20 protein-coding genes are annotated in these 26,058 nt (G+C 38.8%); 10 read left to right on the plus strand and 10 right to left on the minus strand.

The features are described 5' to 3' along the window. Positions 1 to 2: 2 nt before the first annotated feature. From dprA to PCY70_RS09070, 3 genes are all read right to left on the minus strand, one after another. Positions 3 to 1,109: a DNA-processing protein DprA gene (gene dprA, locus PCY70_RS09060; RefSeq protein ID WP_305767098.1), complete on the minus strand. Its 1,107-nt coding sequence runs from the start codon at positions 1,107 to 1,109 to the stop codon at positions 3 to 5. A 548-nt stretch (positions 1,110 to 1,657) separates the two neighbouring features. Next, positions 1,658 to 2,449: a GTP pyrophosphokinase gene (locus PCY70_RS09065; RefSeq protein WP_305767099.1), complete on the minus strand. Its 792-nt coding sequence runs from the start codon at positions 2,447 to 2,449 to the stop codon at positions 1,658 to 1,660. Between the two features lie 245 nt (positions 2,450 to 2,694). Continuing rightward, positions 2,695 to 3,918, minus strand: a complete 1,224-nt coding sequence (locus PCY70_RS09070; protein WP_305767100.1) for a D-alanyl-D-alanine carboxypeptidase family protein — start codon at positions 3,916 to 3,918, stop codon at positions 2,695 to 2,697. 380 nt (positions 3,919 to 4,298) lie between these two features. On the opposite strand from PCY70_RS09070, the gene ilvN reads away from it, so the two are divergent. From ilvN to PCY70_RS09120, 10 genes are all read left to right on the plus strand, one after another. Further along, a complete protein-coding gene (gene ilvN / locus PCY70_RS09075; RefSeq protein WP_305767101.1) occupies positions 4,299 to 4,781 on the plus strand; it encodes an acetolactate synthase small subunit in 483 nt (160 codons plus the stop codon). 15 nt (positions 4,782 to 4,796) lie between these two features. After that, the gene (gene rho, locus PCY70_RS09080; RefSeq protein ID WP_330696966.1) at positions 4,797 to 6,164 is read left to right on the plus strand and encodes a transcription termination factor Rho; all 1,368 of its coding nucleotides are present in this window, start codon (positions 4,797 to 4,799) and stop codon (positions 6,162 to 6,164) included. 268 nt (positions 6,165 to 6,432) lie between these two features. Next, on the plus strand, positions 6,433 to 7,353 hold the full coding sequence (locus PCY70_RS09085) for an ABC transporter permease (RefSeq protein WP_305767102.1): 921 nt from the start codon (positions 6,433 to 6,435) through the stop codon (positions 7,351 to 7,353). Between the two features lie 15 nt (positions 7,354 to 7,368). Beyond that, entirely contained in the window at positions 7,369 to 8,568 is a 1,200-nt protein-coding gene (locus PCY70_RS09090) for an ABC transporter permease (RefSeq protein ID WP_305767103.1), read from the plus strand. A 9-nt stretch (positions 8,569 to 8,577) separates the two neighbouring features. After that, on the plus strand, positions 8,578 to 9,585 hold the full coding sequence (locus tag PCY70_RS09095) for an ABC transporter ATP-binding protein (protein ID WP_010168111.1): 1,008 nt from the start codon (positions 8,578 to 8,580) through the stop codon (positions 9,583 to 9,585). Next, complete coding sequence (locus tag PCY70_RS09100) at positions 9,586 to 10,560, plus strand: ABC transporter ATP-binding protein (RefSeq protein ID WP_305767104.1); 975 nt, start codon at positions 9,586 to 9,588, stop codon at positions 10,558 to 10,560. Between the two features lie 87 nt (positions 10,561 to 10,647). After that, entirely contained in the window at positions 10,648 to 12,315 is a 1,668-nt protein-coding gene (locus PCY70_RS09105; protein ID WP_305767105.1) for a peptide ABC transporter substrate-binding protein, read from the plus strand. Between the two features lie 12 nt (positions 12,316 to 12,327). Beyond that, complete coding sequence (locus PCY70_RS09110) at positions 12,328 to 13,989, plus strand: peptide ABC transporter substrate-binding protein (RefSeq protein ID WP_305767106.1); 1,662 nt, start codon at positions 12,328 to 12,330, stop codon at positions 13,987 to 13,989. 15 nt (positions 13,990 to 14,004) lie between these two features. Next, a complete protein-coding gene (locus PCY70_RS09115; RefSeq protein WP_305767107.1) occupies positions 14,005 to 15,666 on the plus strand; it encodes a peptide ABC transporter substrate-binding protein in 1,662 nt (553 codons plus the stop codon). A gap of 57 nt (positions 15,667 to 15,723) precedes the next feature. After that, entirely contained in the window at positions 15,724 to 17,400 is a 1,677-nt protein-coding gene (locus PCY70_RS09120) for a peptide ABC transporter substrate-binding protein (RefSeq protein ID WP_305767108.1), read from the plus strand. A 38-nt stretch (positions 17,401 to 17,438) separates the two neighbouring features. Here PCY70_RS09120 and PCY70_RS09125 read toward each other — a convergent pair whose 3' ends face one another. From PCY70_RS09125 to PCY70_RS09155, 7 genes are all read right to left on the minus strand, one after another. Beyond that, positions 17,439 to 20,186 (minus strand): insulinase family protein, encoded by a 2,748-nt coding sequence (locus PCY70_RS09125; RefSeq protein ID WP_305767109.1) that lies wholly within the window; start codon positions 20,184 to 20,186, stop codon positions 17,439 to 17,441. 108 nt (positions 20,187 to 20,294) lie between these two features. Then, positions 20,295 to 21,470, minus strand: coding sequence for an aldehyde dehydrogenase family protein (locus PCY70_RS09130; protein WP_305768964.1), 1,176 nt, complete (start codon positions 21,468 to 21,470; stop codon positions 20,295 to 20,297). Further along, on the minus strand, positions 21,460 to 22,536 hold the full coding sequence (locus PCY70_RS09135; RefSeq protein ID WP_305767110.1) for a LuxE/PaaK family acyltransferase: 1,077 nt from the start codon (positions 22,534 to 22,536) through the stop codon (positions 21,460 to 21,462). The genes PCY70_RS09130 and PCY70_RS09135 overlap by 11 nt, the downstream gene beginning before the upstream one ends. A gap of 57 nt (positions 22,537 to 22,593) precedes the next feature. Beyond that, a complete protein-coding gene (locus PCY70_RS09140; protein WP_305767111.1) occupies positions 22,594 to 23,994 on the minus strand; it encodes an AMP-binding protein in 1,401 nt (466 codons plus the stop codon). Beyond that, positions 23,981 to 24,220 (minus strand): hypothetical protein, encoded by a 240-nt coding sequence (locus tag PCY70_RS09145; protein WP_010168101.1) that lies wholly within the window; start codon positions 24,218 to 24,220, stop codon positions 23,981 to 23,983. Before PCY70_RS09145 ends, PCY70_RS09140 begins: the two co-directional genes overlap by 14 nt. 12 nt (positions 24,221 to 24,232) lie before the next feature. Next, positions 24,233 to 25,204, minus strand: coding sequence for a transketolase family protein (locus tag PCY70_RS09150; RefSeq protein WP_305767112.1), 972 nt, complete (start codon positions 25,202 to 25,204; stop codon positions 24,233 to 24,235). Beyond that, positions 25,201 to 26,046 (minus strand): transketolase, encoded by an 846-nt coding sequence (locus PCY70_RS09155; RefSeq protein ID WP_305767113.1) that lies wholly within the window; start codon positions 26,044 to 26,046, stop codon positions 25,201 to 25,203. The genes PCY70_RS09150 and PCY70_RS09155 overlap by 4 nt, the downstream gene beginning before the upstream one ends. Positions 26,047 to 26,058: the final 12 nt, after the last annotated feature.

Consider the following 26,058-nt stretch of genomic DNA (forward strand, 5'->3'; position numbering starts at 1 on the left):
CATTATCTATTCTTAATATATCTATTCCCCGGTATTCTAGAAACCACTCCTATTATTTCAAATTTTACTAATATTCTATTAAGTTGGTCTGAACTTAATGTAGTGACTTTTTCTAACTCACTGAATGATTTTGCTGTTTGCCAACTTAGACAATCATAAACTAAACTTTCATTTTTATCAAGTGAAAATTTTTCATCTAAAAGATTTTCGGTTAAACTAGTCTTCAATTTAATTCTAATATAGTAAGGAAAATCATCTATTATATCCTGAACATTTTGAACTAGTTTTGCACCCTGTTGAATTAATTCGTTAGAACCAGATCCATAACCAGATCCCAAATTAGCTGGAACTGCAAAGACAGACTTTCCTTGAATTAGGGCGTTGTGTGCAGTTATTAATGCTCCACTTTTATATGCCGCTTCTACTACTAAAACCCCCAAACTTAATCCGCTAATTATACGGTTTCGTCTTGAAAAATTATATAATTTTGTTTGATATCCAGGAGCATATTCTGAAATAATATATCCTTCTTGATTTAAAATTTGATTATATAATAAACTATTTTCTGCTGGATAACAAGCATCAATTCTAGATCCGAGTACAGCAACAGTGCGCTGCTTGACCGACAAAGCGCCCTGATGAGCCGCGGCATCTATGCCCATAGCTAATCCGCTTACAACACATATTCCCATTTCAGCTAATTCCTGAGCAAATTTTTTTGCTGTAAAAAATCCATATTCTGAGCATTTTCTAGAACCAACAACAGCTATGCTGAGTTCATGTAAAGAACTTTTATTTCCTCTACCATATAATACGAGCGGAGGTTCATTTATATGATTTAAAGATAGAGGATATTCTTTTTGTGCTATATTGATAACATCGATGTTATTTTGTTGTGTATATTCTAATATTTCGGCTGATTTATCTATCTTATCTTGTGCTTCGATAAACTTTTGTGCTTGAGTTTCTGTTAATCCAAAAGACAGATAATCCTGTTTCCTTAAATAATATATTGACCTAAAACTACCGATCTCTTCTAATATTTTTATTTTTATATTTGAACTAACGGAAATGGAACTTAGCCAAATACTATATACATCTTCATTCATTGTTAACACCTTCTAAAATCAATCTACATAAGAGCATACCCATTTTAAACTATTTTTAAACAAAATTGAAAATATATTAATATACAATATTTTGGTCTTCTGTCAAGATAAATGCTGCTGGTTAAAAGCCTGGTAAATTCTATAATTTAGTAATTGCCTATAAAGGGGGAAGGTGATGATAAACAAAAAGGAGTGTGTGAGGAAGCGATTATATTTTAATGGGTGATAAACTTGTAAACAATAATTATGAATATTTTTATATTAATTATGTATCAAAATGATATAGAAAAACGACCTCCCTAAAGAGGTCGTATACCCACCCTGACGTTCTTGCAATTTTGACGCCCTAGCATAGCTAGGTGGGTGACTTAGCTAAAATGTTTGCCTTCCACTGCGCAAAGCGAATTAGGTTGTGGCCCGACATTATTGTTCGCATAATCAGTCTCCCAAATTTGAGTTGTAGGTTCAAAATAACAAGGTATCGTACAGCGCAGGCTGATATCATCATCATACACTATTTAAAAATTTTTACAAGGGTTTTTTTAAAATTATTTTTCAGATAGAGAATGGAGTAAGTTTTTATCAAATTCTTTTAGTTTATTAATATCATTTTCTTCCCAGAGTTTCCAAAATGTTTCGTAGATACCATTCATATTTTCGGCGGTATGTTTATCAGCTAAGTTTTGTATATTATTAAAAATGTCCCCTATTACTGTTGCTTCTTCCACAAATCCTTTTTGCGATTTTAAAACTTCTTCTCTAATCTGTGCCATTTCTTCATCTAGTTTATATGCGGCCATTGCTGCTTTATTCAATCGATTTTGTATATCTGCGGGCATATTTTGCTTATATTTGTATCGAAGCGAGTGTTCTATTGTTGCCCAGAAGTTCATTGCTAGTGTTCGAATTTGTATTTCAGCCAAAATTTGTTTTTCACCTTGTGGTGTTTGTATAGGATACCTAATAATTATGTGATAACTTTTATATCCGCTGGGTTTCATATTTGTTATGTAATCCCTTTCTTTTATAACAAATAAATCCTTTTTATGTCGTTGTTTTATCAAAGATATAACTGTGTTAATATCTTCTTCAAATTGACACATTATTCGTATTCCGGCAATGTCTTCTATTAATTCTTCGATTTTATCAAATGGTATATTTTTGCGTTTTGCTTTATCTATTATACTAGCAACTTTTTTGACTCGTCCTGTTACAAATTCTATAGGTGAGTATTCTTCGTTGGCTATAAAACTTTGTCTTAATGCTTTAAATTTAAGTTTTAATTCTTCTACAGCTTGCCCATATGGAATTAGTGTTTGTTTTAAATTTACTGTGTACATCAGTAGTCACCTCAATAAATTTTGTTCGTTAGAATTATATTCTACTTTGATTATTCATTATACATAAATTATTTTTTTCTGCCACTTTTATCAAAATTTTGCAAGGTATATAAACTATTTTCAAATTCTCTATACTAATTGTATCATGGATCGTTAAATAAGCAAATACTTTTTACAAAAAAAATAGACCTTAGATATTTTTTTCATCTACAGCCTATTGTAAATTAATTTTTTTTTAAGTTTTACTAATTTTTTTCTGCAGTTTTTTCTATGATCTCTTTACTTTCTTCTGTTACTTCTTCTTTTTTTGAAACCAAATTTTTTATTCGACTAATAATACCGGCTTTTTCTATATTTTCGAGTGAAACTAGTGTACCCTTACCTATTTCTACCCCATTTAGGAGATATACTACGGATCCTAGTTCTTGCCCTTGTGATATAGGTGCAACTATTTCTTCGTTAGGTTCTATTTGATATTCATAATCTGTGACTTTTTCATTTTTATTTACTACGGTCGCTAATGAATCTTTTACTGTAACGTTTACATTTTCTTTTACGCCTTTTTTGATCGAAACTTGTGCAACAACATCTCCTACTTGTGGTCCTTTTTTTATTTCAAAATTTGAAAATCCATAATCTAATAGTTCTCCGGCCTCTCTAAAGCGCAGTTTGCTATCTTCACCGCCTAATACAACTGCTATTAATTTTAGATCATTTCGTTCGGCTGTTGCCGATACGCAATGTTTTGCCTCTGGTGTATATCCAGTTTTCAATCCTGTGATTCCACTATACCATTTCAACATTTTATTGGTATTGGTTAATCCAAATTCACTTTCGCCTTTTCTGGTTTTATGGACTATTGTATCCATCCAGGTGGTACTTGTTACACTAACTTCTGGATATTCTAACATCAATGCCCTACTCATTAGTGCAACGTCATATGCACTTGATACATGCCCTTCTATGTTTAGTCCACAAGCATTTTTAAAGACTGTGTCCTTCATTCCAAGTTCAGTAGCTTTTTTATTCATTAAATCTACAAAGCCTGTTTCGCTTCCTGCAATATGTTCAGCCATTGCTACTGCTGCATCGTTAGCAGATGCTATTGATATACATTTAATCATATCTTTTACAGTTTGTTGCTCTCCCACTTCCATAAATACTTGTGAGCCACCCATGCTTGCGGCATGCTCAGAAACAGTAACTTGATCTTGCCAGTTAATTCTTCCGTCGCGAATTGCATCATAACAAAGAAGCAAGGTCATGATTTTTGTAACACTGGCTATCGGAATAGAAGCATCTTTGTTTTTCTCTTTTAGTACAGTACCACTAGTCATTTCCATTAGTACATTGCTTCGTGAGTTAAAACCGGAACTGTCAGACTCAGATTCTCCTATGTTTGATTCTGCAGCTATTACGGGCGTCATCAGCAAGGTCACGACGACCAATAAACTTAATATACGTCTCATTTGATATCCTCCTAGAAAAATTTTCAAATCCTTTCTAGTATTATTAGTAAAATGATCAAAATTATACAAGTAGTATACAAAAAATTACATTAAATATAGTGATAAAGATTAAATATCGATAATGAATTATATTGACAATCAAAAATGAAAATGTTACAATCAGGGGCTCATATATATTATTAAAATATAACCTGCAAATAATCCACCAGTTTGAATTTAAAATATGCATGAATTTGTTTGAATACTTTTTTGTTAAAAAACAAGGTTTTGTATTATTAATAGATAATATAGATCATAAATTTATTTTTTACGGAAGAACTATTTGACAAATCTCTACAATTTGTGCATAATAAGATAATAAAATTAATTTGAGGTGAACCATGAAAAAAATGATTTTATCAGTAATAGCACATAACAATCTCGGTGTAATTGCTAGAGTATCAGGGCTTTTTACGAGACGTGGGTTTAGTCTAACTAGCCTAGCAGGTGAAGATACACATGAACCAACCATTTCAAGACTTACACTTTCTATCGAAGAAGAAGAAAAATCACTTTTGCAAATTCAAAGGCAACTCGAAAAACTTGTAGATATCAAAGAAGTCGAAATTTTAGAACCAGATATAGACGTTGCTCGAGATCTTGCGTTGATTAAGGTAAAACTTTCTCCAGATTTTAATAAAATTATTAAAAATATCACAAAATCATATGATTTTAGGGTAGTTGATGTAAATAGTGAAGCAATTATGTTTCAGGTGTGTAGCACAAAAGAAGTTATTGACAATTTTATTGAAGTTGTTCGCCCATATGGCATTTTAGAAAGCGCTAGAACTGGTGTTATTGCTTTAGCTAGCGTAAATAGGTAACAGGGAGATGATAGCTTGGAAATACAGCAGATGACGCTGCTCGAACTTCGAGAATATGCACGAAAACACGATATTCGCAATATTAGTAAACTTAAAAAAAATGAGTTACTAGAACTATTGCTTACAAATCAAAATACATTAGAAAACAATATGGATCAAGACTTTGATAAGTCAGATATTACAGATGATTCAGACGTTACATTAAAGATTGATAAGGCAGAGGAAAAACTAGACTCCGAAAAATACTTATCCCAAGAAGTTGTTCGAGTAAAAGGGGCGGGTATTTTAGAATTAATGGCTGATGGATATGGATTTTTGAGAGCGCAAAATTTTATGCGTGGTGAAAATGATATCTATGTATCGAATTCACAAATTCGTCGCTTTAATTTAAAAACTGGAGATTGGGTTGAGGGAGATGTACGAACACCAAAAGAAGGCGAAAAAGCTGGGGGGCTGTTGTATGTGCACAAAGTAAATCAAGATGCACCAGAAAAAGCAAAGTTGCGACCCAATTTTGAAAATCTTATTCCTGTTCATCCATCAAGCCGTTTAACTCTTGAATATGATAGTGAAGTTATATCAACTAGAATCATTGATTTAATTGCACCCATAGGAAAAGGTCAGCGCGGATTGATTGTTGCCCCTCCCAAAGTAGGAAAAACAATCTTGCTTAAACAGATTGCAAATGCCATAACTCATAATCATCCTACAGTATCACTTATAGTATTATTAATAGATGAACGTCCAGAAGAAGTAACCGATATACGTCGAAGCATTGAAGGTGTTGATGTAGAAGTTATTGCATCTACATTTGACGAACCACCAGAGCATCATAAACAAGTAGTAGAAATGGTTCTCGAGCGTGCAAAGCGAATGGTTGAACAAGGCAAGGACCTAGTGATTTTACTAGATAGTATTACAAGAATGACCAGAGCCTACAATCTTGTAACAACACCAAGTGGCAGAACTTTATCGGGTGGATTGGATCCTGCTTCACTATATATGCCCAAGAAATTTTTTGGAGCTGCTAGAAAAATTGAAAATGGTGGCAGTCTCACAATTTTAGGAACTGCATTAACTGAAACAGGCTCTAAGATGGATGATGTAATTTTTGAAGAGTTTAAAGGTACAGGAAATATGGAATTAGTGCTCGATAGAAGCTTGTCAGAAAAACGAATTTTTCCAGCAATAGATATTTATAAATCTGGAACCAGAAGAGATGATTTGCTTTTATCAAAAGATGAGCTCAATTCTGTGATTCAAATTAGAAAAGAATTATCTCGAGGAAATATTACAGAAACTACAGATAGAATTATAAAATTGTTTGAAAATAATAAAACAAATATTGAGTGTATTGAAGCAATAAATAGCAAAGATGAATAAAGGTCTTTGCTAATTTTTGTGGCAATGAGGACAATTGATCTTCATTGTCTTTTTGTTATGCGAGAAAATATTTTTTAAATTTCAGAAGTTAAATATTACCGCTATTGCAATATAGAATCGTATCCGAAAAATACTATAGAATACAAAGTTAAACCAATTGAATATTGTAGTTTTTTTGAAATTATATATATTAATAACTTGCATATTTTTATTTTTTGTGTATAATTATGTTAATAGAAAAATTTCCCATTTAGAAAGGAGTTATGACATGGCACGATATATAGCAAAAAGACTTGTATCCATGGTTATAACACTAATTATTATTAGTAGTTTAACGTTTTCACTTATGCATGCTATTCCTGGCAGTCCATTTACAAGAGATAGAGCATTGCCACCAGAAATAGAAGCCGCACTTATGGAAAAATACGGGTTGGATGATCCGCTGTGGAAACAGTATCTCAATTACGTTGGTAATGTTGTTCAGGGTGATTTGGGAGTTTCAATGCAAAAGATAGGTGTTTCGGTAAATGATATGATCGAACAAGGTCTTCCGGTTTCGGCCAAAGTAGGTATTGTTGCGGTAATAGTAATTTTAGCTTTGGGAATTCCAATAGGAATGATTTCTGCACTCAAGCAAAATACTGTGACAGATCATATTGTTATGTTTATAGCGACGATTGGTATCGCAGTCCCCAGCTTTGTTATTGGAACATTTATAATGTATATCTTTGGTGAAAAACTTAAGCTAATTCCTGCAGGAGGACTTGATGGACCTAGCTCATACATAGGGCCGGTTATTGCGCTTGCTGGATTTTCGCTTGCATATGTAACCAGGCTGATGCGTTCGAGTATGCTAGAAGTATTGCGTCAAGATTATATAAGAACAGCCAAAGCAAATGGTCTAAGTCAAATAAGAGTTATCGGAAAGCACGCACTAAAAAATGCGCTCATTCCAGTCATAACTTATGTAGGGCCAATGGTCGCAAGTATTTTAACGGGATCATTCGTTATTGAAAGAATATTTGCACTTCCTGGAATCGGAAAGTATTTCACTGAGAGTGTTACAAATCGTGACTATACAGTAATCATGAGTATCACATTATTCTACGCCGCTATCTATATCTTTATGGTACTTCTTGTTGATATCGCGTATGCGTTTATAGATCCTCGTATTAAATTTAATGATTAGAAAGGATGAGCAAAGATGTGGGAACCAATTAATAAGGACCTCTTAGGTAGTGCACAAGAAACTAGAAAAAGCCTCACATACTGGCAAGATGTTTGGAGAAGGCTGAGACAAAATGTGATGGCAATGACAGGGTTAGTTATTATTGCAACTATTGCTTTCCTTGCTATATTTGGGCCAATGTTTTCTGGATACAGTTATTCAGAGCAAAATACGGCCCTTGCCAACATCGCTCCAAATATTCAATTGACAAATATTGGAGGCGGAGATTATGTATTAGTACATAATGACTATAAACTGATAGAAGCAACCGCGGATGGGGAGCTACTAGGTGCTCCCGAAATTATAGAAGATAACAAAGCTGAAAAGTTCATTCTATATCGAATCAATGGCAAAGAAGTAAAATTTGATTATTCTGTTGCACAAAAAAATAGAACTAAAGGTAGTAAAGTTTCTACAGAAAATACTGATATGAAAACCAAATATGATATATATGTAAATGGTAAATTAATTGATAAATATAATGTCAAAGATGTTTGGAACAAAAGCTATATATTAGGAACAGATAATCTTGGTCGCGATGTATGGACGCGTGTATTATATGGAGCAAGAATTTCATTAACAGTAGGTCTTGTTGCATCAGTAGTAAATCTATTTATTGGTGTATTGTATGGAGGAATTTCGGGATACGAAGGCGGAAGAGTGGATAACATAATGATGCGTATTGTTGATATAATCAATTCAGTACCATTACTCTTAATCGTAATTTTACTCATGGTAGTAATTAGCCCAGGTCTGCATACTATTATATTAACAATCGGCTTAGTCTATTGGGTGGGTATGGCAAGACTGGTTCGTGGTCAGGTATTAAGCCTAAAAGAGCAAGAGTTTGTTTTGGCGGCAAGAGCGCTTGGAGTTTCTAAAACTAAAATAGTTATTAAGCATCTAATTCCTAACGCTATTGGGCCTATTGTAGTTTCTATGATGATGTCTATCCCAAGCGCGATCTTTACAGAAGCGTTTTTAAGCTTTATTGGTCTTGGCGTTTCTGCACCAGAAGCATCTTGGGGAACTCTTGCAAACGATGCGTTGGGTGGAATCCGTTCATACCCATATCAAATCATAGCACCATCTGTTGCCATTGCACTTACAATGTTTGGATTTAACTTTTTGGGCGATGGTTTGCGCGATGCGTTAGATCCACGTTTAAGGAAATAGGAGGATTTTATGAAAACTAAAAAAATCTTAGAAGTTAAAGGTCTTGAAACCTCCTTTTTTACACACTTAGGAGAAGTAAAGGCCGTACGAAATGTATCATTTGATATTAAAAAGGGTGAGGTAGTTGGGCTTGTTGGAGAGTCTGGTAGTGGCAAAAGCATCACCTGTATGTCTATTATGAAACTTCTTCAGCATCCGGGCAAAATTAAAAAGGGAGAAGTACTGTTTAAAGGTGAAGATTTAGTTACAAAATCTCCAAAAGAGATGCGAAAAATTCAGGGTGACGAAATTTCTATGATATTTCAAGATCCGATGACTGCATTAAATCCTGTATATACTATCGGAAACCAAATGATAGAAGTAATACGCGCACACAAAAAGGTTTCTAAGAAAGAAGCCGAGGAAACTGCACTCAAAATGTTAGAAGCCGTGGGAATTCCTGACCCTGCTAAACGTATGAAAAACTATCCCAACGAATTTTCTGGAGGAATGCGTCAACGTGCCATCATTGCGATGGCGCTTTCGTGTGAGCCAGAGCTATTAATAGCAGATGAGCCAACAACAGCTCTTGATGTAACAATTCAGGCGCAAATTCTGGATCTGCTAAAAGAACTGCGTACTAAATTAGATACATCCATAATATTTATTACGCATGACTTAGGTGTTATTGCAGAACTTTGCGACAGAGTTATCGTTATGTATGGTGGAATGATTATGGAAGAGGCCAGCGTAGTCGATTTGTTTGCATCTCCAAAAAATCCCTATACAATTGGGCTACTGAAATCTGTTCCGAATCCCGATATACTAATCAAACAAAAATTAATTCCGATTCCAGGATCGCCTCCAGACATGTTAAATCCGCCACAAGGATGCGCTTTCTGTAAACGATGCGAATTTGCAATGGATATTTGTTTAGAAGAAGTTCCAGAATTATATGATGTTTCAAAAAGGCATAAGTCAAGATGTCATTTGTATCATCCTGACGCACCAGAATCTGTTAGAAAGCAGGTGATGTAAATGGCTTCTCCGATATTAGAAGTTCAAGAACTCAAAAAGTATTTTTCAAAATCAACAGGATTTATTCACAAAGTAGAGCAACATGTTAAAGCTGTGGATAACGTATCTTTTGCTGTTAATCGAGGCGAAACACTAGGATTGGTTGGAGAATCAGGCTGCGGTAAAAGCACCACGGGGCGTACCATATTAAAGCTATACCAACCAACTAGTGGTAAAATTATATTTGATGGTGTTGACATTACAAACTTCACAGAAAAGCAAATGTTGCCATACCGTAAACGAATGCAGATGATTTTTCAAGATCCATATGCGTCCCTAAACGGAAGAATGACCATTGCAGATATAATAGGCGAAGCAATTGACACGCACAAAGTTGCCGCTAATCATTCAGAACGCGACGAAATGATAGCCGACCTTCTCGAAAGAGTTGGTCTTATGAAAGATCACGCAAGCCGTTATCCTCATGAATTTTCTGGTGGGCAACGCCAACGTATTGGAATAGCAAGAGCGCTCGCTGTAAATCCAGAATTCATCATATGCGATGAGCCTATTTCTGCACTCGATGTATCAATTCAGGCGCAAGTTGTTAACATGCTAGAAGAGATTCAGAGCAAAACAGGAGTAGGATATTTATTCATCGCTCATGACTTATCTATGGTTAAGCATATTTCAAATAGAATAGGTGTAATGTATCTTGGTCAATTGGTTGAAATAGGAGACAGAGATAAAGTTTATAGTACTCCTGTTCATCCATATACCAAAGCTTTGCTATCTGCAATACCTATTCCAGACCCTCAAAGCGAAAAATCTAAGGGCCGAATTATACTTCAAGGCGATGTGCCTAGTCCATTAAATCCACCTTCTGGTTGCCATTTTAGAACTAGATGCCAATATTGTACCGAAAGATGTAGTGAATCTGAACCCAAGTTACACACAATAGAAGATAATCATCAAGTAGCTTGTCATCTATTTTAGTTAACAAAAAAACGTACAGTGGCAGGAAATGTGACTTCGGTTGCACCTGCCTATTATAACAATATAAATAAAAAGGGGAATTTAGAAATGAATAAAAAATTGCTAACAGCACTGCTAGTTACGGCAGCGGCGTTAACCGCTTGTAGTGGAGATGATAATACTACATCGGGAATCACTGAAACTAAAGAAACAAAGCTCTCTCCTGGAGGATATCCTATTTCAGAAAAGCAAGAACTTGTTTACAATCTAGGTTCTGAGCCTCTTACTATAGATCCTCAGCTCAATGCTGCAGTTGTTGGTAGTCAAATTATAAATAACACATTTGAAGGTTTGGTTCGTGATGTACGCGGCGAATTGGTACCGGGAATGGCAGAGTCTTGGACTATTTCAGATGATGAACGCGTATATACATTTAAAATTCGTGATGACGCCATGTGGTCTGATGGCGAGCCTGTTACTGCACACAATTTTGTGTTTGGCTGGCAAAGAGCTGTTGATCCGGCAGTTGCCTCCGGAGAAGCATATGTAATGGAAAGCGCCGGAATCCTCAACGCCAAAGAAATATTAGCTGGCGAAAAAGATTATACAGAACTAGGCATCAAAGCTATCGATGATAAAACGTTAGAAGTAACACTAGCAAATCCAACTGCATACTTTTTAGAGTTTACAGGCTCCGCGACGTTTATGCCAGCTCGCGAAGACATCGCAGATCCAGAAGGAATGTGGGCTCGAAATCCCGAAACTGCGGTCTCCAATGGTCCGTTTAAACTTTCGGAATATGCCATTGGCAACGAAATTATACTTACTAAAAATGAGCACTACTGGAATTCTGCTGCCGTCAGTCTAGATAAGATTATATGCAAAATCATTGTCAATGCATCCACTGCATATGCCGCATATCAATCTGATCAACTAGACATCTTTGCGACGATTCCTCCAGCAGAAATTCCAAAGCTCATTGTAGAAAATCCAGAATTTTACATCGTTCCATACATCGGAACTTATTTTATGGTTATGAATTTAAATAACGAAGTTTTTCAAGATATAAATGTTCGCAAAGCACTAAACTGGTCCATCGATCGAACGACTCTCACAGAAATTGCAGGTGCGGGTCAAATTCCTGCAACAGGATTTGTCGGTCCTGGATATCTCGATACAGAAGGAAATGAGTTTCACGAAGTTGCAGGCGATTATGGACTTCCACTTAGAGCAGAGCCCGAAACCGCACAAAAATTTTTGGCCGATGCAGGATATCCAGATGGCGAAGGTTTTCCAGAAATCGAAATTTTGTATAACACAGATGAAGGGCACAAGTTGATTGCAGAAGCCATGCAGGAAATGTGGTCCGAAAATCTAGGCATTGACGTAACTCTTACAAATCAAGAATGGGCCATATTTCAAGAAGCAAGAAATCAACATACTTACGATTCTATTGCAAGGCATGGCTGGATTGGAAGCTATGCAGATCCCACTGCGATGCTCGATATCTTTATGACTGACAATGTTCAAAACAGTGGCGACTACTCAAATCCAGCGTTCGATGAGCAGATGAATCTCGCACGAACTACTGTCGGAAAGGAACGAATGGATCATCTATACAAAGCCGAAGAAATTTTTATGGCAGATATGTCTATTATCCCTGTGTACTATTACGTTAATACTCTTATTGCCGACGACGATGTCGAAGGATGGGCCATGGATGCTAAAGGAAGACTCTGGTTTGGCGACATTGTAATGCTAGATTTAGAACAATAAGGAGCAGGCAAAATGAATACAAAATTATTGACTGCATTGCTAATTACAGCTGCTACGTTAACTGCTTGCAGCGGAGAGGATGCAGCGTCGGCAGTAGCTGCAACTAACGAAACAAAGCTTTCTCCAGATGGATATCCTGTGGCGCAAAAGCAAGAACTGGTCTACAACTTAGGAGCGGAGCCTCTAACCATAGATCCTCAGCTGAATTCTGCTGTAGATGGAAGCCAGATTATCAATAATACATTTGAAGGTTTGGTGCGAGAAGTAAATGGAAAGCTGGTTCCGGCAATGGCAGAGTCTTGGACTGTCTCAGATGATGAACGCGTATATACATTTAAAATTCGTGATGACGCCATGTGGTCTGATGGCGAGCCTGTTACTGCACACAATTTTGTGTTTGGCTGGAGAAGAGTCGTCGATCCCGCAGTTGCCTCGGGAGAAGCCTACGTAATGAGTAGTGCCGGAATCCTCAATGCCGCAGAAATATTGGCAGGCCAAAAAGATTATACAGAGCTGGGTGTTAAAGCGCTCGATGACAAAACATTAGAGGTTACGCTGATCAACCCAACAGCATATTTTTTGGAGTTTACTAGTGTCGCATCGTTTATGCCCGCACGCGAAGACATCGCAGATTCAGAAGGAGTTTGGGCACGGACTCCCGAAACTGCTGTGTCCAACGGCCCGTTTAAGCTTTCAGAATACGCAATTGGCGACGAAATTGTACTTACTAAAAATGAATACTACTGGAACGCGGACGCTGTAAGCCTAGACAAAGTTATATGCAAGCTAATTGTCAGTGCATCCGCTGCCTATCCCGCGTATCAAGCCGATCAACTAGACATCGTGGCTGCAATTCCCCCAGCAGAAATTCCAAAGCTGATTGTGGAAAATCCAGAATTTTATGTTATTCCATATATTGGAACTTATTTTATGATCATGAATTTGAATAACGAAGTATTTCAAGATATCAATGTTCGCAAAGCACTAAATTGGGCCATAGATCGCACCACTATTACAGAAATTGTAGGTGCAGGCCAGATTCCTGCAACAGGGTTTATCGGTCCTGGATATCTCGACACAGACGGAAACGAATTTCATGATGTTGCAGGGGATTATGGAATTCCTCTTAGAGCAGAGCCCGAAGCTGCACAGAAATTTTTGGCCGATGCGGGGTATCCAAATGGCGAAGGTTTTCCAGAAATCGAAATTTTGTATAACACAAATGATGGGCACAAGTTGATCGCAGAAGCAATGCAAGAAATGTGGTCCGAAAATTTAGGCATCGATGTAACTCTTAAAAATCAAGAATGGGCCGTGTTTCAAGAAACAAGAAATCAGCACGCATACGATTTTATTGCAAGGCATGGTTGGATTGGAAGCTATGCAGACCCCACTGCGATGCTCGATATCTTTATGACCGGCAGTGCCCAAAATAATGGCGGTTATTCAAACGCAACGTTCGATAAACATATGCATCTTGCGCGAACTACTGTCGGAAAGGAACGAATGGACCACTTGTACAAAGCCGAAGAAACTTTGATGACCGATATACCTATTATCCCTGTCTACTATTATGTGAACACTCTTCTTGTAGATGATGATGTGGAGGGATGGGTTATGGATTCCAAAGGCAAACTTTGGTTTGGGGATATTGTAATGCTAGATTTGAACTAATAAGGAGCATTCAAAATGAGCAAAAAATTATTAACCGCATTGCTAATTACAGCTGCTACGTTAACTGCTTGCAGCGGAGAGGATGCAGCGTCGGCAGTAGCTGCAACTAACGAAACAAAGCTTTCTCCAGATGGATATCCTGTGGCGCAAAAGCAAGAACTGGTCTACAACCTAGGGTCGGATCCTCTTACTATAGACCCTCAGCTCAATGCCGCGGTCGTTGGAATCCAAATTATTAATAATACGTTTGAAGGGTTGGTTCGAGAAATTCATGGCGAGCTGATTCCGGCAATGGCAGAGTCGTGGGCTGTCTCAGATGATGGACGCATATATACATTTAAAATTCGTGATGATGCGCGATGGTCTGATGGCAAGTCTGTTACTGCACACGATTTTGTATTTGGGTGGCAAAGAGCTGTCGATCCGGTTGTTGCATCAGGAAAAGGATACGTCATGAGTACGGCAGGCATTCTTAATGCTGCAGAAATTTTGTTGGGCGAAAAAGATTGTACGGAGTTAGGAGTCAAAGCGCTCGATGATAAAACATTGGAGGTAACGCTCGTTAATCCAACGGCATATTTTCTAGAATTTACCACTTCTACCACATTTATGCCCGCACGCAAAGACATTGCAGATCCAGATGGTAGCTGGGCACGGGATCCTGCAACGGCAATTTCAAACGGCCCCTTTAAATTATCAGAATATGCCATTGGCAACGAAATCGTACTTACTAAAAATGAACATTACTGGAACGCTGATGCCGTAAGCTTAGATAAAATTACTTGCAAAATGATCGTTGACGCATCGACCGCATATTCGGCTTATCAATCGGGTCAGCTAGATATCTTTGCAACAATTCCTCCCGCAGAAATTCCAAAGCTGATGGTAGAAAATCCAGAATTTTATACTTTGCCATATATTGGAACTTATTTTATGGTTATGAACATGAACAACGAAATCTTTCAGGATATTAACGTTCGAAAAGCACTCAACTGGTCCATCGATAGAACAACTATCACCGAAATTGCAGGTGCAGCGCCAATCCCAGCAACAGGATATATTGGTCCAGGATATCTCGATACAGACGGAAACGAATTTCACGATGTTGCAGGGGACTATGGAATTCCTCTTAGAGCAGAGCCCGAAGCTGCACAGAAATTTTTGGCCGATGCGGGGTATCCAAATGGCGAAGGCTTTCCAGAAATCGAAATACTTTATAACACAGACGAAAATCACAAGTTAATTGCAGAAGCGATGCAAGAAATGTGGGCCGAAAACTTGGGTATAGATGTTAAAATCACCAATCAAGAATGGGCCGTATTTCAAGAAACAAGAAATCAACACGCTTATGACTCAATTGCTAGACACGGCTTAATCGGAAGCTACGCAGATCCAACCACGATGCTAGATATATTCACCACCGGAAATGTCCAAAACAGCAGCGACTATTCCAATGCAGCATTCGATACTCAGATGGCTATGGCACGCACGACGGTCGGAAAAGAGAGAATGGATCATCTATACAAAGCCGAAGAAATTTTAATGGCAGACTTGCCTCTCATCCCAGTTTATTATTATGTTAATACTTTGATTGCAGCCGACGAGGTTGAAGGATGGGTGATGGATGTTAAGGGCGGGCTCTGGTTTGGCGATGCCGTTATGTTAGATTTAGAATAATTAGCAAATTAAACTTTCGTATATTACACATATTATAAATTATAAGGAGATATTAAAATGAGTAAAAAACTTTTATCAATGATGGCACTATTAATTTCTGCAACTGCAATGCTTACTGCGTGTGGTGGAGACGACACAGCGACAGCACCAACCCCAACTGGCGAAGTTCAGCTTTCTCCAGAGGGCTATGTAATTGCGCAAGAGCAAGAACTCATATATAATTTAGGTGCAGATCCCCTTACTATCGACCCTCAGCTCAACTCGGCTGTAGATGGCGGTCAAATTATAAACAACACATTTGAAGGATTAATTCGTGATGTTGATGGTGAAATTAGACCAGGAATGGCAGAATCTTGGACTGTTTCCGATGATGGGCTTGTCTATACATTCAAAATTCGTGAAGATGCGCTATGGTCTGATGGCGAGCCTGTTACTGCACATGATTTCGTATTTGGATGGCAAAGAGCTGTAGATCCTGCACTTGCGGCTGAATATGCATATATTATGAGCAGTGCAAATCTCCTTAATGCCGTAGAAATTACAGCCGGTGAGAAAAAGCCAGAAGAACTAGGTGTAAAAGCAATTGATGATAAAACGTTAGAAGTTACTCTTGCTAATCCAACAGAATATTTCTTAGGTCTCACAGGTTTTGCAACATTTATGCCAGTGCGCGCTGACGTTGTAGATTCAGAAGGAATTTGGGCAAAAGACCCTGCAAAAGCAATTTCAAACGGGCCATTTAAATTAGAAAAATATGCTCTTGGCGACGAATTAGTTCTTGTTAAAAACGACAACTATTGGAATGCCGATGCTGTAAAACTAGAAAGAGTTGTATGCAAAATGATCGTTGATGCGTCGACCGCATATACAGCATATCAGGCTGGGCAATTGGATATGCTAGAGTCTGTTCCTACTGCGGAGATTCCAAAGTTGATGGTAGAAAATCCAGAATTTTATATCAATCCGTATATCGGAACATACTATATGGTGCTAAATTTAAACAACGAAATCCTTCAAGATGTAAACGTTCGTAAAGCACTCAACTGGGGAATCGATCGTACTACTATCACCGAAATCACTGCAGCAGGTCAGCTCCCAGCAACAGGATTTGTAGGACCTGGATTTTTCGATGCAGATGGAAATGTATTCCACGAAGTTGCTGGTGACTATGGAGTTCCAGTGCGTGCGGATGTAGAAGCAGCGCAAAAATTCTTGGCAGATGCAGGATATCCAGATGGCAAAGGTTTTCCGAAACTCGAAATTCTTTATAATACCAACGAAGGAAATAAAATCATCGCAGAAGCTATGCAAGCTATGTGGGCCGAAAACCTTGGCATCGATGTAACGCTCACTAATCAAGAGTGGGCTGTCTTCCAAGAAACTAGAAACAACCAAGCTTATGATTCGATTGCAAGACACGGTTGGATCGGCGACTATGTGGATCCAAACACTATGCTAGATATCTTTACCACTGGCAATCCACAAAATAACGGTGGCTATTCAAACCCTGATTTCGACGAACAAATTGCGTTGGCAAGAACAACAGTTGGGCAAGAGCGCATGGATCACTTATACAAAGCCGAAGAAATTTTTATGAACGATATGCCGATCATCCCTGTTTATTATTATGTAAACACCTTAATTGCAGTGGACGAAGTGGAAGGCTGGGAAATGAACTCTCAAGGCAAGTTGTGGCTTGGAGATATCGTAATGCTAGATTTAGATGCAGAATAATCAACTTATAGGGGGGCTGAGTGCCCCTTTTTTATATGCTATTTTTTAATACACACACCCTTTTTGCTATCATTAATAATTTCGGTTAAATTTTCCATTTCTGCTCTCAAATCATCTGCATCTAATTTTGCTATTTCCTTTTGCGTATGTTTCAAAAAATCGGTTTCAACATCCATCAAAGACATTGTGTGTGCAATGCTGGCCTTTTTGGTATCTGCGCCTAATAGGCCAAATTGTGCCTGAAAATCGCTTATCGCCTCCGATTTTGCCAGTAAAAGTTTTTCCTCAATATTTTCAACGTCTAGCATTTGTGGCATATCATTGATTATATCTACCGAACTTTTATAATGCGGATCTCGATACGTATAAATACTTATTGTATTGGGAAATTTGATTTGCATTCCGCTGCCATACGCGCCTTTTTTGATTCTGATCTCAGGCTGCAAATAGTTTTTCGTCGCAAATGCGGCAAGCAGATAGTCTTGTCCGTCTACAAAGTCCTTTTTGGTATCATAATTATATAGCAAATAGTCAACCTGTCCCTTCTTGTAATACACACTGTCTTTAGATATAACCTTAAAGTTGTAGTCTTGTTCTTGCACATCGTGTAGCATATTCTCCTTAATAAATGCTTTCCAGCTGCGATACGTATGCTTCACTTCAGATTTGTCACCAATAATAGCCACAGAAGAATCTTCCGTCGGTGCCAGCTTGTTGGCGACTTCAAATGTTTTTTCGATATAGTTTGGCTGCATTCCCTTTTTGCATTCAAGCGCAAATTTATAAAACGGGTAATGTGCCTCATATAAATATCGCTTTGCGCCGCTGCCAGTGCCATTTGTCAATTGCATTAATGTGGTAATGATATCGTTTTGAAATTCACTATAAAATTTGGATATTATCTTTTCGATTTGCATAGAATGCCAGTGCTCGTCCTTGCCCTTTAGATATTGCTGCACTTCCTGAAGAAGCTCTGTCTGATTGGTCTCATTATCCGTCACTATTTCGATTTTCTGATACGGCCTATACTCCTCTTCGTCCTCAAACGCGACAATCTTCGAGTTTAATATTCCCTTAAACGGCGTCATCTCTCGCCCGGCCTCTTGAAGCAAAAAGCTATACAAAAATAAATGCGGAAGCTCTTCTTGTGGAATATGCGATGTATTTAGATACAATTCTGTGGTCAATAAATTTGTGTCCGCATAATACAAACTATAGTCTATATCCTGATGCTCATGTTCCCTTTTCTTAATATCATATCCTATAATCATTTTCTTAAGCTCAGTTGGCTCCAACACCTTCTGGTCATACGTTTTCTGCCATTCTCTCATAGAGGTAACTATATTAGTCCACTGATCCTGATCGATTGCAGCTATTTCTAAGGGATTTGCCGGAGCCGCATCATTGCTAGGCATTAAGTTGATATTCACACACTGTGCCTGCCTAAATATCTCGCTTCCGGCAATCTCGTCAACGTCCGATAAATGCTCTATATACTTGTGCGTTGTATAATACGACATCTGATCCACATCGTGAACCCAATTCGAAACCATCGTATGCGTTATATCAAGCCCCCGCGATATGTTCATTTCTTCGTTAGCCAACTCTAACTTAAGCTGCCTTATAACGTCTTGTTCTAACAAAATATCTTCGGGTCCATCAAATAGAGCTGCTAATTCTTCGTCTATAATGGTACGAACATGGGTTATTTCTTCGGGATTTACCTTAGATACAATAATGGAATATATAGGGTTGACCAGTTCTTGGTCCTTAAAAATTTCGATTTGCTCTATGCCGCGAGTTTTGAGATTTCTGCGAAATTGAGAATTGGGATTGATTACATAGGTGTTTAGCCACAAATCTAATTCTATCATTTTAATCGCATCCATTTTGTCGGGCATAACAAAGCTTTTTATAACATACGCATCTTGCTCTTCTGTGCTATATGTCAACTCCGTATCTGTATATTTCAACGTCGGGCTAGTATTAACTGCTATGGCCGTGGCAGATGCGTCTCCTTCGGCATCCAACAAATAGGTGTCAATTATCTTGAGCGTGTCGTTTATATCTAAATCTCCATAAAGGGCAATCATCATGTTTTGCGGGTAATAATAGCTTTTATATGTGTCTACAAATTGCTGATATGTTAGTTTGGGTATTTCGGCTACATCCCCGCCGCTATCGTTTTGGTAATGCGTTCCCTCGTAAACTGTTTTGCGTATGTTTCGATACAAGATGCGACCCAACTGGCTGTTGGCACCCTTCATTTCGTTATAAACAACGCCACCATATTTGTCTGTATTTGGGTCAAAATAAAAAGACTCCTCATAAAAACTGTGCGGCGAATTCAACATGTTTGGGTTAAACACGCTATCGAGATATACTTCTAATAATCCATAGAAGCTCTCTTCATAAGGAGTCTGAAACGGATACAGTGTATAATCTGCAGCTGTTTGTGCGTTCATATATGTGTGGGGAAAATTGGCATTTGCATCAAAGAATAGCGTTCCGCTGGGAAATTTCTTAGATCCAGTAAATACGGTATGTTCGATAATATGATTTACACCTGTATTGTCTGTTGTTGGTGTACGCACTCCCAAACAAAATGTGGCAAGCTTATCTTTGTTTTCCACCCATTTGATGCTCATCTGTGTTGGCGTATGCACATATGAATGAATCTCGTCTAGGTTGTATACGCTAGTTTGTTCCTCTATGAAATTTTTGGGAATAGCGTAAACATTGGTACTGATTAAAATTGTGGTAATCGCTAGTAACTGCTTTAGCATATGCATGGCATGCACCTCGTTCATTATAATTATCTATTAGGGTGTGCATTTTTGAAGATTTTAATACATTCTAATTTCAGCAAATTAAAAACCCTCTACAGCAGAGGGCTATGAAAAGACAATTCGAGAGAGTCGCAAAATTAAGTTGGCGCCATCCCAAATTAAATTGAAGTCTGTGGTTTTTCCTATATCAACTACCCGATCGATTCCTCGAATACCGCGTACAACAACAGCATCTGCTATAGCTGCAGTTCCTGCATATGCAATGGTCTGGTATTTTTTGTCAGCAATGGAGAGCAAGTCTTCGATGTCGGTTGCTACATATTCAACGAAACTACCTCCAGCAGTATAAAATTTTGCCACATCCGCAGTGAGAGAAGCCACTTCAAGTCGTGTGATATAGTTATCTGCTACCACAATCGATGCGTCATCTAGTTCAATGGCTGCTCGACATGCATTGGTGTACTTGTCAACGGCAACAACAGTTTCGAGCGAATATCGAGCCACCACCTGATCGTAAACTGCAGCCCAAAATTTTGTTTTTGCCGCGGCAACTGCAGTCTCGTCACCTATCCAATAAACTAATCGTGGCGATGTGCATGCGTTTTGATCATACAAATAAGTGTCGTTATAAAATCCCTCTGCCAACTTTGAGAGGTCGTCCATTTGCTCGATGAATTCTGCATCAACAACTGCCACTGAGTAGCGGTCTGCAAAAGTAATATCAAAAGCGCGAGGGGCAATCTCTGCCTTCCTCACTGCAGCTATCGTGTCGTCACCGCCCCATATCATTCGTACATCGCACATGGCAGAAAGGGTAGCCGTCGCCTCGGCATTAGCAGAAGGATATTGAACGATGGTTGCATACTCCGCCGGAAATCCTGTCTGTGCAGTAGCGGCTTCTATTGCAGCAACAATGATGGCTGTCTGATCAAAATCCTTGCTGGAGATTTTCACTATCGATGCGTTTCCGGCAAGTAACGCAGCAACAAGAGAGTACGCAAAGTTTATTGGCACGTTGCTCGGTGCGATATGAAAGCAAAGGCCTTGTCCCACTCGTGATGCTGTATCGTATTTTTGTGACATTGCTATAAGATTTTTGTGCCTACAGAAAAAAGCAAAGGTGACGATATCGGGAAATGCTCTAACGGTTTTATCTTTCATCAATACATCAGATATTGTAGCCAAGAATTCTATTGCATCAGGATCAAACGGTCTTAATGCTGCAGCTTTCTGAGCAGATGCTATGTCTCCGCATAATACAATTATGTTATTATTTTCCATAAGTGTCACTGCACCCCCTTAGTTCGGCGTTTTTAATTCTGCCAAAGATCTTAAAATACTTGCCCAACCTTCCGCAAGGGCAGTCGTCCTCGCCGCAAATCATTCCTTCGTCTTCTGTTAATAAAATGTGACCGGGATATGAGTATGGCAAAATGGATACGACCTCGATTAAGCCGCGTTCCCCAATCTTGGCAACGGAAAAATCGCGGGGGTTGCGTATACAAATATCGCTAAAGATGCTGCTATGAAGGTTGCCCTCGCTGCATTCGACGTAGATAGTGCCCGTCTGTTCGACCATGCCGTAGTAGTCGTGGATGCTGCGTATGCCACAAACTTCGTTAAGAGCTTGGTGAAACTTCTCTGCACTAACAGCTTGATCAATGAGTTTTTTCCAGCCACCGCCATGAAATAAAATAGCTTCTGATAAGTCGGGGCGATAATCCGATTCAAGAAGTGCTTTATAAAAATGTTGCCAAATCATAAATGTAAATCCAAACAAGAAAATCGGTTTTCCAGAATGCTTCGCCAAAAATAGTTTTAAGCCCTCAACATCCAAGTTCATATCATCATCAAAAGCGAAAATTTTATCTCTAGCAAAAATAGAAAAGCCTATGATTCCCGCACCTCTGGCAGAAAACATTTGACGGTTTTTAACCACCCCGCTACTGTCTAATATAATCATAGGAAGTCTGCCCTTGCCTATAAAGTTGGCAACGATTTTGGTCAAAGTTTTGGTTTGAATATTGCTAGTAGTTTTGTCAAGGAAAATTTTGGAAACTTGCTGCCCAGTGGTGCCAGAGCTGGTGAGCGTTTTAAAAAGTATTTCGTCAGGAACGCTTTTGAGGTTGTATTCCTTAAATAATCGAACTGGAATAAATGGTATGTCGGTATAGCTTGCAGCTGATGCCGCATCAAAATTGAATGCATCGAGGAGTTTCTTATACTCAGGGCAATTTTCATAGTGATGTTGCGTTAGATCTATAAGTAGTTCGGAGATCCATCGTTGCTTAGTATTTTTATTCATAGAGTATGGTGCTAAGTTTAAAATTTCATCATAGTCAATCATATGACCTCCTGGTTTTTCTTAGGCAGCGCACGCTCAATACACTGCCTAAGCATCGGATTATGGTATTTGCAATTCCGTATACAATGTTTTTCCTGCATCGTTTTTAGGTATTGCAGCTACAGAAGTATATTGGAATGCGGCAGAGTTTAGGGATGTCTTTTCGGCAAGGAATTTTCGCATAGCTTCTCCAGCAAATGCGTCGGTTGTAAATATCCATAGCGCATCATCAACTCCGCCTACAGCACATTCGATTGTTGGAAACGCGGTCTTTAACATACGTTCGGCTTCATCCAAATTTACACGGTTGCCATATATTTTAAGGAAGCGTTTCTTTCGACCCACGATATAGAAATAGCCATCTTCATCAAATTCTGCCATATCGCCAGTATCTAATACCCCTTGGCGCTCATCGCCTTTAGCTAGGTCGACCGCAGACTCCGCATATCCTAGCGTTACGTTATCGCCATAATATATAAGCTCGCCTGTTGTAAATGGTGTAGTAATCTGATTACCTTCTTCGTTTATCAAAATTAATTTGCCGCCTGGAATTGCAATGCCCATGCTGCCAATTTTTGTCAAATTCTTGTCTGCAGGCAGATAGGCCATTCTAGCTGTTGCCTCACATTGACCATACATAACCACAAACTGGCGACCCGTCTCCTCCGCATATTTGGCAAACGCATCATGAAGCGATGGTAACAATTTTCCTCCAGCCTGTGTCATAGTTCGTAAACTAGGCAGCTTCATTTTGAAAAAGCGCAGCTTGTCGAGCATCTCATACGTATATGGAACTCCTCCAAAGCTCGTTGCTTCGCGTTCCTTAAAAAACGTCCAAAATTCTTTTTGTGTAATCGATTTGTTGGTGATTAAAATAGTCGCGCCGACCAGCAGATGCGAATTGATTATACTTAGTCCGTAGGTGTAATTCATCGGCAGCGTTGTAATAGGTCTCTCGGTTTGATCGATTTCTAAATAGTCTGCGATGCTCGCTGCATTAGAAAAAATATTCTTGTAGCTTTGGCGAACAAATTTGGGGCTGCCGGTGGATCCGCTTGTGGTTAACAACAAAGCGAGTTCGTGATATATTGGTGTCGTATTATTTGGATTGCTCAGCAAAACAAAGCCATATTTTTCATATACCAATCTATAATCTGCGTATCTGGCGGCCAATTCTTTTGGAACCCACAAATATTTGGGTTTATACTGCTCTATCAGATACTGCTCTTGTGTTGGATCCATCGAAGCGCTCAGTAATGCGGGTACGCATCGGCTGGCTATTGAAGTTACGTATCCTACAAAATCACCCATCGTGTTATTGCATAAAATAAAAAGTAAGGAGCGAGTGGCCATATGCGCTCCCAAAGTAGCGATTTCGTCTGCTAGTTGATTATAGGTCAACGAAACCCCCGATTCATCAATTGCTGCTACGTTGGTAGCGTATTTTTTAAAATTCCACATCGTATTTCTCCGCTAAAATTTCTTTGCCCTTGTCAAAAGAGCTCAGATCAACGATATCATCAGTTTCCATCATAATATCAAATGCCTCTTCGATTTCGTTTACTAGGTTAAAGTGGCCAACGCTATCCCAGTCATCGATATCGTGATATTTGAGCACCTTTGCTTCTTCGGCACTAATGTCAAATGTATCAATAAAAATTTTTAAATACTTTTCATTGTTGTCCATAACAAATCTCCTTTACGAATTGATTAATCTCTTGATTTCCGCCACTAGCGGCTCGCCCTTCAAATTATTTTTTTCGAGGCAATAGTCAAATGTACCAGCCATATCATACTTGGCATCCAGTCCAATGCGCCTCAACTTAGGAAATTTTTCTCGCAAAATAACTTGATCGGATATGAAGCTGCCCAAGCCACCTTTTTTGCGGTGCTCCTCAACGGTAATTATCATATCACTCTTGCAAATCTCATCCAAGCTAGTATCATCAATCTGTGAAAGCGTATGCACATTCCATACTGCAGCATGTATTCCTTCTGCAGCCAAAGCCGATGCTGCAACGAGACAGTGATATACTGAAGTGCCCGCAGCCAGTAATGCTATATTGCCATCCTCTTTTAAGCATATGGGTTTGCCAATAACGAAATCATAATCTTGCTTATATACAATTGGGTTTGAAGCATCTCCGGTAAGCCTTATATAAACTGGCCCATCGTACTCGGCAGCTGCGATCACGGCTTTTTGCGCTTCAACACTGTCGGCAGGTGAGAGAATTGTAATATTGGGAATGGCACTTAGCGCGGCTACATCTTCTAGTGCGTAATGACTATTGCCTAGCATTCCCGAAGAAAATCCACAGTTGATAGAAACCAATTTGATGTTCTCCTTCATGTACCCCATAAAGTTTTTGACAAATTCATTTGCTCTCATCACATTAAAATTAGCGAAGCTCGCAGCAAACGGTATAAATCCTTCTGAAGCCAATCCCGCAGCGATTCCAACCATGTTTTGTTCTGCAATACCTACATTAAAAAATCGATCAGGATGCGCCGAAGCAAACCGTTCGAGTCTACAAGAACTTTTTAAATCTCCAGTCAATGCACAAATTTTATCGTTAGATTTTCCTAGCATATCTATGGCAACACCAAGAGCTCCGCGTTGTCCCAACAAACTAAGAGTGCGAGCCGTTTTTTTAAATTCCTTGTCTGTCATACTGTCACCTCATCTTGTGTAACAATCATTTCCGCAACATTAATACTTGTCGCATCATCAACTTCGGCGATGTTTAGCTCTGCTAACGCGGCATCGAGCTGATCCTTAACCAATCGCGTATGATGCCACTCATTATTGGCTTCCATAAACGAAATTCCCTTGCCTTTTATTGTGTTGGCATAGACCAATAGCGGCTTGTTTGCAGGCTTGAGGCTAAAAGCTTCTCGCAGTTGATCACAATTATTTCCGTCTATAGAAGTAACGCTCCAACCACAGGCTGCCCACATGGCTGGCAAATCACAAGATAGTACTTCTGCAGTAGGTCCATCTAGCTGGAATTTATTGGCATCTACGATAGCTATCAAATTGGTAAGCTTTGCAGACCCCGCAAACATTGCAGCTTCCCACACCGAGCCTTCGTTACATTCGCCATCGCCCAACAGTACATATACTCGGTCATCAGCACCGGTAATTCTCGCCGCCAACGCCTTGCCAATACCAAAGGAGAGCCCCATTCCAAGGCTGCCGGTAGAACATTCTATGCCGATATCCAAATTTTTAGAAGGATGCGTAGATAAGATTCCGCCATCTTTGCCAAATGAAAACAGTTGCTCTTTGGTTATCAATCCTGCTTCATATAAAACTGTGTAATACCCAATGCCCCCGTGGCCCTTGCTCAATATAAAACAGTCGTTGGGGCGCTTAATATCAAAATAAATTACCTTTAAAATTTCGATAATAGAAAGCCCGGCACCAATGTGGGCACCAGAGTTTCCCTTGCTGTATGCCATTTCTAACAAATTTCGTCTCATATCATTGCAAACTTTGATATCTGACTCCATTGCAACCTCCTT

Origin of the sequence: Candidatus Epulonipiscium viviparus (assembly GCF_030708075.1) — a bacterium.
In the GTDB taxonomy this organism is placed as follows: Bacteria; Bacillota; Clostridia; order Lachnospirales; family Cellulosilyticaceae; genus Epulonipiscioides; species Epulonipiscioides viviparus.

Excerpts from the sequence above, each read along its gene's own strand:
- dprA (WP_305767098.1), bottom strand. The coding sequence starts at position 1,109 with ATGAATGAAGATGTATATAGTATTTGGCTAAGTTCCATTTCCGTTAGT.
- PCY70_RS09065 (WP_305767099.1), bottom strand. The coding sequence starts at position 2,449 with ATGTACACAGTAAATTTAAAACAAACACTAATTCCATATGGGCAAGCT.
- PCY70_RS09070 (WP_305767100.1), bottom strand. The coding sequence starts at position 3,918 with ATGAGACGTATATTAAGTTTATTGGTCGTCGTGACCTTGCTGATGACG.
- ilvN (WP_305767101.1), top strand. The coding sequence starts at position 4,299 with ATGAAAAAAATGATTTTATCAGTAATAGCACATAACAATCTCGGTGTA.
- PCY70_RS09085 (WP_305767102.1), top strand. The coding sequence starts at position 6,433 with ATGGCACGATATATAGCAAAAAGACTTGTATCCATGGTTATAACACTA.
- PCY70_RS09090 (WP_305767103.1), top strand. The coding sequence starts at position 7,369 with ATGTGGGAACCAATTAATAAGGACCTCTTAGGTAGTGCACAAGAAACT.
- PCY70_RS09095 (WP_010168111.1), top strand. The coding sequence starts at position 8,578 with ATGAAAACTAAAAAAATCTTAGAAGTTAAAGGTCTTGAAACCTCCTTT.
- PCY70_RS09100 (WP_305767104.1), top strand. The coding sequence starts at position 9,586 with ATGGCTTCTCCGATATTAGAAGTTCAAGAACTCAAAAAGTATTTTTCA.
- PCY70_RS09105 (WP_305767105.1), top strand. The coding sequence starts at position 10,648 with ATGAATAAAAAATTGCTAACAGCACTGCTAGTTACGGCAGCGGCGTTA.
- PCY70_RS09110 (WP_305767106.1), top strand. The coding sequence starts at position 12,328 with ATGAATACAAAATTATTGACTGCATTGCTAATTACAGCTGCTACGTTA.
- PCY70_RS09115 (WP_305767107.1), top strand. The coding sequence starts at position 14,005 with ATGAGCAAAAAATTATTAACCGCATTGCTAATTACAGCTGCTACGTTA.
- PCY70_RS09120 (WP_305767108.1), top strand. The coding sequence starts at position 15,724 with ATGAGTAAAAAACTTTTATCAATGATGGCACTATTAATTTCTGCAACT.
- PCY70_RS09125 (WP_305767109.1), bottom strand. The coding sequence starts at position 20,186 with ATGCTAAAGCAGTTACTAGCGATTACCACAATTTTAATCAGTACCAAT.
- PCY70_RS09130 (WP_305768964.1), bottom strand. The coding sequence starts at position 21,470 with ATGGAAAATAATAACATAATTGTATTATGCGGAGACATAGCATCTGCT.
- PCY70_RS09135 (WP_305767110.1), bottom strand. The coding sequence starts at position 22,536 with ATGATTGACTATGATGAAATTTTAAACTTAGCACCATACTCTATGAAT.
- PCY70_RS09140 (WP_305767111.1), bottom strand. The coding sequence starts at position 23,994 with ATGTGGAATTTTAAAAAATACGCTACCAACGTAGCAGCAATTGATGAA.
- PCY70_RS09145 (WP_010168101.1), bottom strand. The coding sequence starts at position 24,220 with ATGGACAACAATGAAAAGTATTTAAAAATTTTTATTGATACATTTGAC.
- PCY70_RS09150 (WP_305767112.1), bottom strand. The coding sequence starts at position 25,204 with ATGACAGACAAGGAATTTAAAAAAACGGCTCGCACTCTTAGTTTGTTG.
- PCY70_RS09155 (WP_305767113.1), bottom strand. The coding sequence starts at position 26,046 with ATGGAGTCAGATATCAAAGTTTGCAATGATATGAGACGAAATTTGTTA.